This window comes from Undibacterium sp. FW305-107 (genome assembly GCF_058788535.1).
The window spans coordinates 430,186-444,217 of record NZ_JBYTAV010000003.1; the positions used below are offsets into that span (position 1 = coordinate 430,186).

12 protein-coding genes are annotated in these 14,032 nt (G+C 49.0%); 6 read left to right on the forward strand and 6 right to left on the reverse strand.

The genetic code is table 11. The features are described from left to right. The first annotated feature begins 33 nt into the window (after nucleotides 1–33). The 3 genes from secF to AC3WQT_RS09005 all read left to right on the forward strand — a co-directional run bounded on the left by secF (nucleotide 34) and on the right by AC3WQT_RS09005 (nucleotide 5,728). The gene (gene secF / locus AC3WQT_RS08995; protein ID WP_492703530.1) at nucleotides 34–1,056 is read left to right on the forward strand and encodes a protein translocase subunit SecF; all 1,023 of its coding nucleotides are present in this window, start codon (nucleotides 34–36) and stop codon (nucleotides 1,054–1,056) included. A 293-nt stretch (nucleotides 1,057–1,349) separates the two neighbouring features. Continuing rightward, entirely contained in the window at nucleotides 1,350–2,636 is a 1,287-nt protein-coding gene (locus AC3WQT_RS09000; RefSeq protein WP_492703531.1) for an efflux RND transporter periplasmic adaptor subunit, read from the forward strand. Then, on the forward strand, nucleotides 2,633–5,728 hold the full coding sequence (locus tag AC3WQT_RS09005; protein ID WP_492703532.1) for an efflux RND transporter permease subunit: 3,096 nt from the start codon (nucleotides 2,633–2,635) through the stop codon (nucleotides 5,726–5,728). The genes AC3WQT_RS09000 and AC3WQT_RS09005 overlap by 4 nt, the downstream gene beginning before the upstream one ends. Nucleotides 5,729–5,782: 54 nt before the next feature. On the opposite strand, the gene AC3WQT_RS09010 is transcribed toward AC3WQT_RS09005, so the two are convergent. The 4 genes from AC3WQT_RS09010 to AC3WQT_RS09025 all read right to left on the reverse strand — a co-directional run bounded on the left by AC3WQT_RS09010 (nucleotide 5,783) and on the right by AC3WQT_RS09025 (nucleotide 8,048). Continuing rightward, nucleotides 5,783–6,175 (reverse strand): MarR family winged helix-turn-helix transcriptional regulator, encoded by a 393-nt coding sequence (locus AC3WQT_RS09010; protein WP_492703533.1) that lies wholly within the window; start codon nucleotides 6,173–6,175, stop codon nucleotides 5,783–5,785. Between the two features lie 125 nt (nucleotides 6,176–6,300). Continuing rightward, nucleotides 6,301–6,867, reverse strand: coding sequence for a YceI family protein (locus AC3WQT_RS09015; protein WP_492703534.1), 567 nt, complete (start codon nucleotides 6,865–6,867; stop codon nucleotides 6,301–6,303). Nucleotides 6,868–6,925: 58 nt separating this feature from the next. After that, nucleotides 6,926–7,492 (reverse strand): YceI family protein, encoded by a 567-nt coding sequence (locus AC3WQT_RS09020; protein ID WP_492703535.1) that lies wholly within the window; start codon nucleotides 7,490–7,492, stop codon nucleotides 6,926–6,928. Nucleotides 7,493–7,511: 19 nt separating this feature from the next. Next, nucleotides 7,512–8,048 carry a cytochrome b gene (locus AC3WQT_RS09025; protein WP_492703536.1) on the reverse strand — a complete coding sequence of 179 codons (537 nt, stop codon included), beginning with the start codon at nucleotides 8,046–8,048 and terminating at the stop codon, nucleotides 7,512–7,514. Between the two features lie 254 nt (nucleotides 8,049–8,302). Between AC3WQT_RS09025 and AC3WQT_RS09030 the strand changes: the two genes are divergently transcribed. Further along, nucleotides 8,303–9,508, forward strand: coding sequence for a sterol desaturase family protein (locus tag AC3WQT_RS09030; protein WP_492703537.1), 1,206 nt, complete (start codon nucleotides 8,303–8,305; stop codon nucleotides 9,506–9,508). Between the two features lie 92 nt (nucleotides 9,509–9,600). On the opposite strand, the gene purB is transcribed toward AC3WQT_RS09030, so the two are convergent. Beyond that, a complete protein-coding gene (gene purB / locus AC3WQT_RS09035; protein ID WP_492703538.1) occupies nucleotides 9,601–10,968 on the reverse strand; it encodes an adenylosuccinate lyase in 1,368 nt (455 codons plus the stop codon). Between the two features lie 263 nt (nucleotides 10,969–11,231). Here purB and AC3WQT_RS09040 point away from each other — a divergent pair, with 263 nt between their 5' ends. Further along, entirely contained in the window at nucleotides 11,232–11,840 is a 609-nt protein-coding gene (locus tag AC3WQT_RS09040) for a glutathione S-transferase (RefSeq protein WP_492703539.1), read from the forward strand. Nucleotides 11,841–11,953: 113 nt separating this feature from the next. On the opposite strand, the gene bfr is transcribed toward AC3WQT_RS09040, so the two are convergent. Next, on the reverse strand, nucleotides 11,954–12,430 hold the full coding sequence (gene bfr / locus AC3WQT_RS09045; RefSeq protein ID WP_492703540.1) for a bacterioferritin: 477 nt from the start codon (nucleotides 12,428–12,430) through the stop codon (nucleotides 11,954–11,956). Between the two features lie 874 nt (nucleotides 12,431–13,304). Here bfr and AC3WQT_RS09050 point away from each other — a divergent pair. Then, on the forward strand, nucleotides 13,305–14,030 hold the full coding sequence (locus AC3WQT_RS09050) for a hypothetical protein (protein WP_492703541.1): 726 nt from the start codon (nucleotides 13,305–13,307) through the stop codon (nucleotides 14,028–14,030). The last annotated feature ends 2 nt before the right edge of the window (nucleotides 14,031–14,032 follow it).

Consider the following 14,032-nt stretch of genomic DNA (forward strand, 5'->3'; position numbering starts at 1 on the left):
GCGCTCAGCCAAACAAGAATACAGGGATTCATTATGGAATTATTCCGCATTAAAAAAGACATTCCTTTCATGCGCCATGCGCTGATTTTCAATGTCATTTCTGCGCTGACCTTTGTTGCAGCCGTGTTTTTCCTGCTGCACAAGGGTTTGCATTTCTCGGTCGAATTTACCGGTGGTACGGTCATGGAAGTGACTTACCCCAAGGCTGCCAATGTCGATGCGATACGTCATACAGTAGAAAAACTGGGTTTCACGGATTCACCAGTGCAAACTTTTGGCAAGGCACAGGACGTTGTCATTCGTTTGCCGGAAACCAAAAAAGATGCAAAAGTCAGTCCTGCTGATGTCGTGTTTGAAGCACTCTGCAAAATTGAAAATGGCAGTTTGACGAAGGCGCCAGCAAGTGCAGAAAGTGGTACAACTTCGGAAAAACTGGTTTGTCAGGATGCTGCCAAAACCGAACTGGTCAAACTGCAACGGGTAGAGCTGGTCGGTGCCCAGGTTGGTGATGAACTGGCACATGATGGTTTGATGGCTCTGCTGTTTGTGGTATTGGGTGTGATGCTGTATCTGGCAATACGTTTTGAATGGAAATTTGCGGTTGCGGCGATTGTCGCCAACTTGCATGACGTCATTATCATCCTGGGTTTCTTTGCTTTCTTTGAATGGGAATTCAACTTGTCGGTGCTGGCAGCGGTGCTGGCGGTGTTGGGTTACTCGGTGAATGAGTCTGTGGTTATTTTCGACCGTATCCGTGAAAATTTCCGCAAGCAACGCAAGATGTCTGTGACTGAAGTCATCGACAATGCGATTACCAGCACGATCTCACGTACCATCATCACCCACGGCTGTACCCAGTTGATGGTCTTGTCGATGTTGCTGATTGGCGGCCCGACTTTACATTATTTTGCAGTTGCACTGACGATAGGTATTTGCTTTGGTATTTACTCTTCGGTTTTCGTGGCGGCTGCGATTGCCATGTGGCTGGGTGTCAAGCGTGAAGACCTGATCAAACCGGTCAAGGAAAAAGACGATACTGATGGCGCTGTTGTATAAAAGTTTTTAATGTTTTGTTTAAAACTACGCAATTGTGTCTCTTCCATGTAACGGAAGGTATCTAAAATGAAAGCCAGCCTGTGTGCTGGCTTTTTCTTTGTTAGCATTCCAGTCTGAACTTTTTGATGTTGAATTGAGTCTCAGAGGCTGTTGCAAATTGACGCAGATAATTGACGCAGATAAGTGAAGTTGATAAATGAAGCAGATATAAAGCTGCCAATCAAGCCGGTGGAAGTAGCCGGTCACGTAATGCAAATGCCTGTTGGTACTTCTCCGCACTGGATAAAAATAATATGAGCAAATTCAAAACCCTGATCATCGTTGCAGCTCTGGCGGCCATCTCGGGCGCGGCCTACACTTACTTAAAGACATCTGACAAGGCTGCAGGTGAGGGGGCTTCGGCAAAAGCGGGTAGTGGTGCCGCTGGTGCTGCCGGCGCGGCGCAAAACCGTCCAGTGAGCGTCTCTACCATCATTGCGCTAAAGCGTGACTATGATGTCAGGATTACTGCGAACGGCGTGGTTTCTGCATTGAACACTGTGGACATTCGTCCTCAAGTGAGCAGCACTATTGCCAGGGTACATATCAAGGAGGGACAGTTTGTCAAAGCAGGTGATGTTTTATTCACACTGGATAGTCGTGCCGATGAAGTCAATCTGGCAAAAGCCCAGGCACAACTTGATAAGGATATGGCAACGCTGGCAGACTTTCAGCGCCAGCTGGTACGCAGCAAGGATCTGGTCAGCAAGAAATTTGTCGCACAAAGCGCCGCTGATACCAGCCAGACCCAGGTTGACACTCAGCAAGCCGTGATAGCCTCAGACAAGGCAGTAGTCAATGCCGCGCGTGTCGCGCTTAGTTATAACCGCATTGTTGCACCATCGTCAGGCCGTACCGGCATCATCAGCGTTTTCCCTGGTTCGCTGGTACAACCTGCAACGGCGACACCGCTGGTCAGTATCACCCAGATGGACCCGGTCGCGATTACCTTCCCGCTGCCACAGCGCAATCTGCCCGACGCACTGGAAAGCATGAAGCGCAGCGACAGCTATGTCATGGCCAATTTGCCAGACACCATCGTCAAGTTCAAGGGGAAATTGCAGTTCGTTGACAATGCCGTGGATGCTGCATCCGGCACCATCAAGGTCAAGGCCGTATTTGATAACAAGGAATTGAAACTCTGGCCTGGTGCCTATGCCAACCTGGAACTCAGCGTGCAGACCTTGAAAGATGTGGTCGTGATTCCGCAGGATGCCGTCATCGTAGGCCCGCGTGGCAGCTCTGTGTATATCGTCGATGCTGAAGGCAAGGCCGCCATGAAACCTGTGGTCGTCACCAATAGCTTCGGTAACGATGCCGTCGTTACTGGCATAGATGCAGGTGCCAAAGTTGTGTTGGATGGCAAGCAAAACCTGCGTCCAGGTGCCAGCGTCAAAGAACGCAATGGCGATGGTAAAGAAGGCAAGGGTAAGGGTGATAAAGGTGATAAGGCGGGCAAGGATGCTGGTAAGTCTGATGCTGCGGCCAGCGCCTCATCTGGCGCTGCAGCACCTGCAGCCTCAGCAGCGAGCGCATCATGAATTTGTCTGAATTATTCATACGCCGTCCAGTGATGACGGTCTTGCTGAACCTGTCCATCGTTGTTGCAGGTATTCTGGCATATCGTTATATTCCTATCGCGGCTTTACCAAGCTATAACACGCCTGTTATCAGTGTAAATGCCAATTTGCCGGGTGCCAGTCCTGAGACCATGGCGACTTCGGTTGCTTTGCCACTGGAAAAGCAGTTTGCCACCATACCTGGCTTGTCCATCATCAGTTCCAGCAATACCCTGGGTTCCACTTCGCTGACACTGGAATTTGACCAGAACCGCAATGTTGATGCCGCTGCCGTGGATGTGCAGGCAGCATTGCTGCGCGCGCAGCGCTCCTTGCCCGTTGATATGACATCGCCGCCATCGTATCGCAAGGTCAACCCTGCTGATGCGCCTGTGCTGTTTATTGCGCTGACATCACCGTCATTGAGTCTTTCTGAATTGACGAGTTATGCCGAGCATCTGATCTCGCCAAGTTTATCCACGCTGGAAGGTGTGGCGCAGGTGAATATTTTTGGTATCAAGCGTTATGCCGTGCGCATACGTGTCATGCCGGATGCCTTGCAGGCGCGCAATCTGACGCTGGATGAATTGTCAGCATCTATCCGCACTTCAAATGCAAATACGCCGGTCGGTACGCTCGAAGGTGACAAGCAGACACTGACCCTGCTGGCCAACAAGCAAATGCAGAGCGCTGCAGAATTTGCCAATTTGGTGGTCAGCAACAAAGGTGGTCAGGTCGTGCGCCTGCGCGAAGTTGCGACAGTTGAAGACAGCTATGAGCAAGTCAAGACAGCCGCCAATTTTAATGGTGAAAGCTCGATTACCCTGGCGATACAAAGACAGACCGATGCCAATACCGTCAAGGTAGTCGATTCCATCAGGGCTGCCTTACCAGGCTTCAAATCGCAATTGCCCGCTTCAGTCAAAATGAATCTGGTGAATGACAGGTCTATCTCGATTCGTGATGCCTTGCATGATGTGAACCTGACTCTGCTGCTGACGATATTCCTGGTGGTTATCGTCATCTTCCTGTTCCTGCGCCGCATGGTAGCGACCATCATTCCTACGCTGTCATTGCCTGTGTCCCTGATCGGTGCCATCGCCCTGTTATGGGGTTTTGGTTACACGCTGGATAATGTCTCTTTGCTGGGGTTGACACTGGCGGTGGGCCTGGTAGTCGATGATGCCATCGTCATGCTGGAAAACATCATGCGCCATGTGGAAAATGGCGAGCCGCCTTTCAAGGCGGCATTGCAGGGTTCGCGTGAAGTGGGTTTCACGATCATCTCGATTTCCACTTCGCTGGTGGCGGTGTTTATCCCCATCTTCTTCATGCCTGGTGTCATCGGTCAGTTGTTCCACGAGTTTGCCGTTATCGTCAGCCTGGCGATTCTGGCATCCGCCTTCGTCTCGCTGACGCTGGTGCCGATGCTGGCCAGCCGTTTCCTGAAGAGCGAACATGAGTTGAAAGAGCCGCCAAAAGCAGTGGCTGCAATGTTGCATGTATTTGAAAGCAGCTTTAATGCCTCGTTGCGTTCTTATACCCGTGGCCTGGACCTGGCATTGCGCCATCGCAAGCTGGTACTGTTGATTGCCCTGGCGACCTTTGCTGCCACCGCTTATCTGTTCAATGTCATCCCCAAAGGCTTCTTCCCTCAGGAAGACATAGGCCAGATCAACGTCTCGACAGAGGCTGCAGAAGAAACGTCTTTCCCTGCCATGGTGATCTTGCAGGACAGGGTCGCGAAAATCATACGCGATGATCCGAACGTGGCCACTGCAACCTCGTTTAATGGCGGTAGTGGCTCACAAAATACTGGCCGTATGTTCGTCAACCTGAAGCCACGTGGTGAACGTAAACCCATGAAGGATGTGGTCGATGGTTTGCGCAAGAAGCTCAGTGAAGTGCCGGGTATTTCCGTCTTCCTGCGCCCTACCCAAAACTTGCAACTGGGCGGACGTCCCAGCAAGAGCCAGTACCAATACATACTGCAAAGTGTGGAAGCTGGTTCCCTCAGTGACTGGGCCATCAAGCTACAAGAGAAATTACGCAGTGACCCAGGCTTCAAGGATGTCACCACCGATTCACAACTGAAAGGCCTGCAGGCCAGCGTCGATATAGACCGTGACCGTGCCAATGCCCTGGGCGTGACCATGGACAGTATACGTTCTGCCTTGTATAGCGCCTTTGGTGAACGCCAGATATCGACCATGTATACCAATGTCGATAGCTATCAGGTCATCATGGAAGTTGAGCCCAGCGCCAAGAAAGACGAAAGCGCCATCAATGGTATTTACGTGCGCGGCAACACAGGTACGCTGGTGCCACTCTCCAGTATTGCTACTGTCAAACGTACGGTAGGGCCAACTGCCATCAATCACGTAGGGCAATTGCAGGCTGTAACGGTGTCCTTCAATCTGGCACCGGGCACAGCTTTGGGTGAGGCGACTAACCGCATAGAAAAATACCGCGATGAAATCAAATTGCCAGCCTCCATCATCACTACTTATGGCGGTGATGCGGCGGTGTTCAAGGATTCGCAATCAGGACAGATTATCCTCATCGTTGCTGCCTTGCTTGTGATCTATGTCCTGCTGGGTGTGCTGTATGAAAGCTATATACACCCTATCACCATCCTGGCAGGTTTGCCTTCTGCAGCCGTAGGTGCCCTGCTAACCTTGCAAATGTTTGGCGAGGACCTGACCCTGATTGCTACCATCGGTATTTTGCTGCTGATAGGTATTGTCAAGAAAAACGCCATCATGATGATCGACTTTGCGCTTGATGCGCAAAGGCATCACAACATGACGCCACCAGAAGCGATACGCGAAGCCTGCATACAACGCTTCCGCCCGATCATGATGACCACGCTGGCTGCTTTGGTAGGTGCCCTGCCGATTGCCATGGGCTTGGGTGCCGGTGCAGAATTACGTCAGCCTCTGGGGTTGGCGGTGGTTGGTGGCCTGATTTTTTCCCAGGCGATTACCTTGTTCATCACACCCGTGATTTACCTGGCACTTGACCGTTTCAGCGGCAAAGGGCCTATCGTGGGTGACAAGCTGGAAGTGAAATAAACCTTGAGGCCAATCCGTGTCGGTACTGAATGCGGATTGGCGGAGGCGGACGATTTAACTACAGTCGTCTTCCTGTAAATGCTGCCTGAGTTTGAGTAAGCTGCTTTCCAGATTCAGGTAGTCATCTTCTGTGTAGGTTTTGAAGCGTTGCTTTCCAGACTGTACTACCTTGGGAAAGATGTCATCAAAAGTGGCTTCACCAACTGGTGTCAGTTTGACGAACAACTGGCGTCTGTCATCATTGCCGCGTTCACGCTGTATCAGGCCTTTTTGCTCCAGCCTGTCGAGTACGCCTGTCAGCGTACCTTTCGTGATCAGGGTTTTCTCACCCAGTTCCTTGCAAGTCATGCCAGGCGTATTGCCGAGGGTGGCGATGATATCGAATTGAGAATGTGTAAAGCCCAGCTTGCGCACATTCCTGGCAGAAGCCTGTTCAAATAATTGCATGCACTCCGACAGTAATCGTATGCTGCGCAGGTAACGTTCACCCATGAGATAGTTTGTGTGGATTATGGTGTGATACGCAGAGCGGCAGAGCGTATCACACCAGGGACAGCTACTAATGCAAAAAATTAGTCAGCCTTGATTGCTTCTACCTGGATAGCCAGTTTTACTTCTGGTGCAAAACGTGGTGTACCGTAGTTCAGACCAAAATCAGTACGTTTGAATTCTGCTGAGGCATCTGCACCACAAGCTTCTTTCTTGAACATAGGATGCTGGATACATTTGAATTTATTGATGGTCAGAGTGACTGGCTTGGTCACGCCCAGCATGGTCAACTCGCCGATAACTGCAACAGGTGTATCGCCATCAAATTTAATGGATGTACCTTTGTAAGTCGCGGTAGGGAATTGCGCTACATTGAACATGTCTTTGCCTTTTGCATGTTCATTCATTTTTTCATGGCCAAAGTCGAGGGAGTTGGCATCGATAGTGATGTCAACAGTGCCAGTTTTCGCAGCGCGGTCGAGCACGATTTTACCTGAGGTTTTGTTGAACTTGCCGCGCCACACGGAGATACCCATATGGTCAGCTTCAAAGCTAGGATAAGTGTGGTTGGATTCAATGTTATATGTCTGAGCAAATGCAGGTGCAGAGCTGATCAGCAGGGCGGCGGCGATAAGTTTGGCGATTTTCATGTATGACTCCTGAATGGCGAAAATTTGTTTGCTTAAAAAGGTTTGGTGTTACTTGGTATTACGGGTTTGTTACTACGTGAAACTTGATCTGTACTTCATCGGCAACCATGCCGGTATCTTTCCACTCACCTTCACCAATATTGAAGGTGAGGCGTTTGATGGGCAGGCTGCCATCAAAAACCTGGCTATTACCTTCTTTCTTGATACTTAAAGGGAAACTGACATCCACGGTCTTGCCCTTGATGCTGAGCTTGCCGGTGACATCCAGTTTGCCAGCCGCGCCAGCTTTCATGGAAGTAGAGACAAAGCTGGCTTTAGGGAAGGCGGCGGCATTAAACCATTCCTTCTTCAAGACTTCCTTGTTGTATTCAGCGTCGCCCAGGTCAAAGCTGGCGACATCAATGTCCACAGTTGCTTTGGATGCTTCTGGTTTGGCGCTGTCATAGTCGATATTGGCGTTAAATTTTTTGAATTTGGCATCAACCGGTACATTCATTTGCTTGAAGACAATATTGACTGTGCTCTTGGCATTGTCAACTTTAACAACGCTGGCGATGGCCGGGCTGGCTATCACCAGGGCGGCGGCTGCATAGGCAGCGATTTTTTTCATGGAATATGTAGACATGGGATACCTGTGTAAAAAATTAACGACCTGGGCGCATGCGTTGCATGAGACCATCTTTGTCAAAAAATTGATGTTTCAGTGCTGCTGCAACATGGAGTAGGACCAGAACAAACATGACTTTGTTTAATATTTCATGCAATTCTTTCAAAGTTTCCTTGATTTCCGGGTTTGGCCCCATTAATACTGGTAATTCAAACAATCCCAGATAGACTACCGGGTAGCCTGCCGCCAGCGTGTAGAAATAACCGGACAAAGGCACGCCAAACATTAGTACATACAGCAAGATATGCGTGCCATTAGCGAGTTGCGTCTGGACTTTACCCATGCTGGCAGGGTAGGGTGGTGCCTTGCTTAGCAGGCGGGAGATGAGGCGCAGCGCTACAAATCCCAGCACAGTAACGCCTAGCCACTTATGATAAGAAAAATATTGTAATTTTGTCGGGCTGAATTTCATGTCAACCATGATGTTACCCAGGATGAAGGCAATGATAATCAGCAAGGCAATGAGCCAGTGCAATACTATGCTGAAATTGGAATATCGTTGAGTGGCTGCCATGCTGGCTCCTCTGATGAAAGAGATAATTAGTTCGAAGTAGAACTAATATAGCAAAAAAAAAGAAAGTCTGCTGACACCAGCCAGATTTTCAGACTTTAATATGTAAGCAGCTGCTACAGCAGGCTTTTGAGCTTAAGGCTTGCCGGTAGACTTTGCCCCGGAATCACCGCAGACACCTCTCCATCCAAGGTTTTTCCCCCGCTTTTAAGGCATTCATTTATCATTGGTCGACCTTGCCATTCATCATATCAATAATGAAACCAGAAATTCCAGAAAAATCGCTAGGGAAAATCTTAGTTGACCCTGCCAAAACCGTGCTTGGCAATGTTGCCGGAGCCGTCAGTGAAACCACAGGTTTGCTGGATCAAAGTGGCCCCTTGAAGCCGGGTACCGGGTTAGCCAGCGGTGTGCTGGCATTGACGCTGGCATTCCTGTGTTTGCTGGGCGTGATCGCGTTCCACTTTCCGCAATACCTGACCACGCCTGAGCTGCGCAAAAATTACTCACCCGATGTGATACGGCATATTCTGTTCGCGGCGCTGGTATTGTCTGGCGTGATCAGCTTATTGAATATACTGTTCAATCGCCGGCGTGGTTTGAATGCAGTGGCAGCGGCCCTGGTCATTGCGGCTGTGGCTTTTGGTGGATCTCACGTGCCGGTTGCCGACTTTCCTGATCACACGCCGTATATAGGGCTGGACTGGTTCATCCTCGATTTGCTGGGTTCCACCATCATTTTCGTCGTGATAGAAAAAATCTTCCCGCTGTATAAGGGGCAGTTGATTTTCCGCCGCGAATGGCAGACCGACATGGTGCATTTTGCCGTCAATCACTTCATCGTTGGGCTGGCCTTGTTGACCGTCAACTTCGCCATTCACCGTCTGTTTGGCTGGATGGCGCATGACAGTGTGCGTGACTTTGTGCAGTCTATCTGGTTCTTCCCGCAGTTACTGTTGTGTATCCTGGCAGCCGATCTGGTGCAGTACTGGACGCACCGCGCCTATCATGAGATTCCATTCCTGTGGCGCTTCCATGCCGTCCATCATTCAGCCAAAACCATGGACTGGCTGGCCGGTTCGCGCCAGCATATTCTTGAATTGATATGTACACGCGTTGGCGTACTGGGTGCCTTGTACGTTTTGGGTTTTGACAAGACCGTCATGGACGTCTACATCATCGTGGTCGGCTTCCAGGCGGTGTTTAATCATGCCAATGTGCATTTACCGTGGGGCCCGGTTAAGTACCTCATCGTCACGCCAGATTTCCACCACTGGCATCATTCATCAGATGATGTGGCGATCGATAGAAACTATGCCGCCCACTATGCCTTCCTCGATCATCTGTTTGGTACGGCAATCAAGGGACAAAAAGGCTTCCCAGAGAAATATGGTGTACAGGGTGACTATATGCCGGACGGCTTTGTGAAACAGCTGATGTTCCCGTTCCGCTCGCAGAAATAAGTTCGCAAAAGTAACAATGAAAACAAAACAGGCAGATCAAATGATCTGCCTGTTTTGTTTAGTATTGCTAAAACCAGTTTTTGAAACCTCGTTTAAATCGCTTTCGCCAGTTTTGCTGCAATACCGGTGTAATTCGCCGGTGTCATGGCCAGCAGCAAATCCTTGGCATCGCGTGGGATCGCCAGACCTTCAACAAACTCTTGCAAGGCCTCCTTGGTGATGCCTTTGCCGCGTGTCAGTTCTTTCAATTGTTCGTAAGCGTTTTCAACCGCGTAACGACGCATCACGGTTTGTACCGGTTCTGCCAATACTTCCCATGTTGCATTCAGGTCAGCAGCGAGGCGTTCAGGATTGGTTTCCAGCTTGTTCAAGCCACGCAGGCAACTGTCATAGGCCAGCAGGGTATAACCAAAAGCGACACCGATATTACGCAAGACTGTGGAATCAGTCAGGTCACGCTGCCAGCGGGATACCGGCAATTTTTCCGACAGATGGCGCAGCAGTGAGTTAGCCAGTCCCAGATTACCTTCAGAGTTTTCAAAGTCGATAGGGTTGACTTTATGCGGCATGGTGGAAGAACCGATTTCACCGGCCTTGGTCTTTTGCTTGAAATAACCGACCGAGATATAACCCCAGATGTCACGGTTCAGATCCAGCAAAATCGTGTTGACACGGGCGAAGGCATCAAACATTTCAGCCATGTAATCATGCGGCTCGATTTGTATGGTGTAAGGGTTGTAAGTCAGGCCCAGGCGTTGCTCAATGACGTTCCTGGAAAAATGTTCCCAGTCATAGCCAGGGTAAGCAGACAGGTGAGCATTGTAATTGCCGACTGCGCCATTCATCTTGCCCAGGATTTCAACTTGCTCTATGCGCTTGATGGCGCGTTGCAGGCGGGCGACGACGTTGGCCATTTCCTTGCCCAGGGTAGTCGGACTGGCGGCCTGACCATGGGTGCGTGACAGCATGGGTACCTCAGCATTCACATGCGCGAGGTCTGTCAATCTGCTGATCAGATTGCGCAAGGCGGGCAACATTACATCATTGCGGGCAGTCTTCAGCATCATGCCATGCGAGGTGTTATTGATATCTTCTGAGGTACAGGCAAAGTGGATGAATTCGCTGGCGGCAACCAGCTCAGGTACATCCTTGACTTGCTCTTTCAACCAATACTCTACGGCTTTGACGTCGTGATTGGTGACAGCTTCGATTTCCTTGATGCGCTGGGCATCAGTTTCAGAAAATTCAGCGACGATTTTGTCCAGCAAGGCATAGCCATCTTGAGAAAAAGCCTTTATTTCGTCAAAGCCAGCCTGCGAAAGGGCCTGCAGCCAGGACACTTCAACTTTAACACGGTGATGCATGAAGCCAGACTCAGACAAAGTGGCGCGCAAAGCATCAACCTTGCTTGCATAGCGACCGTCGAGCGGAGAAAGGGCAGAAAGTGAGGATAGGGACATGATGGACTATAGAGATGAAATGACAGAAAGCCTTGCGCAAAAAACAACAAAAGTGTAGATTTTGCAAATGGTAAAGATTTGGCAAAAATTTACAATTGTTGTGCAAATACAGTTTTTTTGCACCGATTATGCGATTTTACCATTTGAATGCGTTCAAATTATAGAATCGTAGTGATGTTGCTGCTCCGCACGCCGGTCCTTCAAGCACAGGATTTGCAGGCAGGCGATGCTATAATCCGCGCTAAACCTACTACCAGATTCCTATGAAACTTATTGGCTCCATCACTAGTCCTTTTGTAAGAAAAGTCCGCGTTGTCATGGCGGAGAAGAAACTTGATTACGTTTTTGTGCAAGAAAACGTGTGGGCGGCAGATACTACGATACAGCAATCAAATCCACTCGGAAAAGTACCCTGTCTCTTGATGGAAGATGGCGGTGCCATGTTTGATTCGCGCGTCATCGTTGAGTATATCGATACTCTGACACCAGTCGGCAAGCTCATTCCTGCCCAGGGTCGTGAGCGCGTGGAAGTCAAATGCTGGGAAGCGCTGGCAGATGGCATCATGGATGCGGCGATTCTGGTGCGTCTGGAAAAAACCTTGCGCCCGGCTGAGCAACAAAGCCAGGAGTGGATAGACAGGCAAATGAGCAAGGTCCATGCTGGTTTGAAGTCCATGTCCAGCGGCCTGGGTGATACACCGTTCTGCACCGGCACGCATTTGACACTGGCAGATATCAGCGTAGGTTGTTCCCTGGGCTGGTTGAGCTTCCGCTTCCCGGAGATAGACTGGCGCGGTGACTATCCAAATCTGGCTAAGTTATTTGATAAATTGTCGGAACGTGCTTCTTTCAAAGACACGTTGCCGCAATAAGTCCACGCAATAAGCCCAATAAGCTCGACTATAAAACGCGACTATATAAAAAAGGGATGCAGCGCAAGCTACATCCCTTTTGTGTTTCTATCGCACCAAAAAACTGGACCGACTTATTCTTCTGTAGACATTTGCGATTGCAAATAATTCTGGATACCGATTTTCTCTATCAATTCCAGCTGGGTTTCCAGCCAGTCTATATGTTCTTCAGTGTCTTCCAGAATAACCTGGAACAAATCGCGCGAGACATAATCGCCTACCGCCTCACAAGTGGCGACGCCTTCCTTGACTGTTTTTTGCGCGGCAACTTCCAGCTTCAGGTCACAGCTCAGCATTTCCACCGTATCTTCACCTATCATCAGTTTGTGCAGGGCTTGCAGATTCGGCAGGCCCCCCAGCATGAGGATGCGGTCGATGAGCTTGTCAGCATGCTTCATTTCGCCTATGGATTCTTCGTATTCTTTCTTGGCTATTTTTTCAAAGCCCCAGTGCTTGTACATGCGTGCATGCAAAAAATACTGATTAATGGCACTCAATTCATTGGTGAGTTGAGCGTTAAGCAGTTTGATGACTTTCGCGTCGCCTTTCATGGCTTTCCTTCCTGTATCTATTGATTCTGTTGGTGATGTGATTGCTGATGCACATTTGCACACAGGCTTTTATCACATCATAGAGCATTCAGTGGCAGTTGCAAAATGAAGATGATCAGCATCACTGAATTCGCTGAATTCAGTGCACGAAGGCGACAATGCTTTTGAAATTGACTGAAGTTGTGAAGCGCAATTGTTCTCATTTAGTTTTCTATCAGCCTAAGAAGAGTCACGGTCATTCAATGCTAACGGCTCTTTATCCGATTTCTATTTTCATTCCTGCGCTTATTCCATATCCCATCTGAATAAATCTCTCCAGAAAATCAAAATCTTTTCAAAGACACTTATTTCAATAAGCTCAAAATAAATTTCGTCGATAGAGAATGAATTTTCACTTCGTTCAAAGTCAACTGAACTTCTCAAGCGTCACGACTCCAATCACGAGAGTCAAGTTTTCCTTCCTTCATCAAGTTGGTCTTTGTCGCACTTTCTTCAAGCCAAGGTATGGTGCGCAAATAGATTTTTCTCTGTCGTCTGTCACCATTTTCCAAGGTCAATCATATTTTCATTTTCTGAGTCTGGTGTTCTGGGAAAACTGTTTTTGTGGTTGCTGGAAATCGGCGCTATCGGCGCTAATTCCAGCATTGTTGCTCATCAAAATCATGTGCGCGAATACATCACTTATTCGTATCCGTGTGAGTTGCCTCTGCTCCCCATCTTCCACATTTGTTGATCGTGCTAACAACAGTGATATACTCTCATTACTAAATCGGCAATATTTTAAGACGATGTAAATTCACTTGAAAATATGGCGTGTTTTTAATTTGAATGCCCGGAACTCCCCCGTTTGCCAGTCATCTGAAAGGACCTGATAGTGCAATCCAGTACCATTGCTTCATCATCTTCCCATCCTCCAAACGCAGGGCCGGCAAAGCGTCGCCGTATCAACGCCATCGGTATGATCTTTTCTTCAGCGCTACTTGCTTTTCTGACGGCTTCTTGCGCGCAAAGCCCTGATGCCCAGGCGCAGGGAAATCGTTCTGCAGATACTGCCTCTTCCTCAACTTCTATCGCAAACAAGAAACTTATGGAAACCACTGATCAAAATGCATCGCCCAAAGTACCGCAAATGACTGCCGAGGAAATCAGCAAGCGTATGCTAGACCTGATCGGCAAGATCAAGACGGCGGAGGATATTTCCTCCAAGAACCTTGAGATTGCGACTGGCCTCAAGGTTTACTTTGATCCGGTAAATTCCAAGGAATATGGGACAGGAGCGAAAATTACTGATACCTGGTTCTTTAACATTACCGTGATCTCCAGCAATAAAGAAGGCAAACCCAGTCGCCTGATATTCTCGTTCGATGACCAGACTCACAGTGACGCCGATATGAGCGCGATTTGCCAAGTCGATTTTGATGCCTATGCAAAACGACTGACTGAACTAGGCTTTCGATCAGAGCCTTACTATGGGGAACACAATCGACTCATTTATTGGAATTTTTCACGCGGTAAAGTTGAGCTACAAATTTCTATTCGTGGAGAAAGCGACAAAAAAGTGACGCACAATTGCGTCTCCATGATAGTCATTGATGTCTAGAG

Coding starts and splice junctions, on each gene's coding strand:
- secF (WP_492703530.1), top strand. CDS start 34: ATGGAATTATTCCGCATTAAAAAAGACATTCCTTTCATGCGCCATGCG.
- AC3WQT_RS09000 (WP_492703531.1), top strand. CDS start 1,350: ATGAGCAAATTCAAAACCCTGATCATCGTTGCAGCTCTGGCGGCCATC.
- AC3WQT_RS09005 (WP_492703532.1), top strand. CDS start 2,633: ATGAATTTGTCTGAATTATTCATACGCCGTCCAGTGATGACGGTCTTG.
- AC3WQT_RS09010 (WP_492703533.1), bottom strand. CDS start 6,175: ATGCAATTATTTGAACAGGCTTCTGCCAGGAATGTGCGCAAGCTGGGC.
- AC3WQT_RS09015 (WP_492703534.1), bottom strand. CDS start 6,867: ATGAAAATCGCCAAACTTATCGCCGCCGCCCTGCTGATCAGCTCTGCA.
- AC3WQT_RS09020 (WP_492703535.1), bottom strand. CDS start 7,492: ATGTCTACATATTCCATGAAAAAAATCGCTGCCTATGCAGCCGCCGCC.
- AC3WQT_RS09025 (WP_492703536.1), bottom strand. CDS start 8,048: ATGGCAGCCACTCAACGATATTCCAATTTCAGCATAGTATTGCACTGG.
- AC3WQT_RS09030 (WP_492703537.1), top strand. CDS start 8,303: ATGAAACCAGAAATTCCAGAAAAATCGCTAGGGAAAATCTTAGTTGAC.
- purB (WP_492703538.1), bottom strand. CDS start 10,968: ATGTCCCTATCCTCACTTTCTGCCCTTTCTCCGCTCGACGGTCGCTAT.
- AC3WQT_RS09040 (WP_492703539.1), top strand. CDS start 11,232: ATGAAACTTATTGGCTCCATCACTAGTCCTTTTGTAAGAAAAGTCCGC.
- bfr (WP_492703540.1), bottom strand. CDS start 12,430: ATGAAAGGCGACGCGAAAGTCATCAAACTGCTTAACGCTCAACTCACC.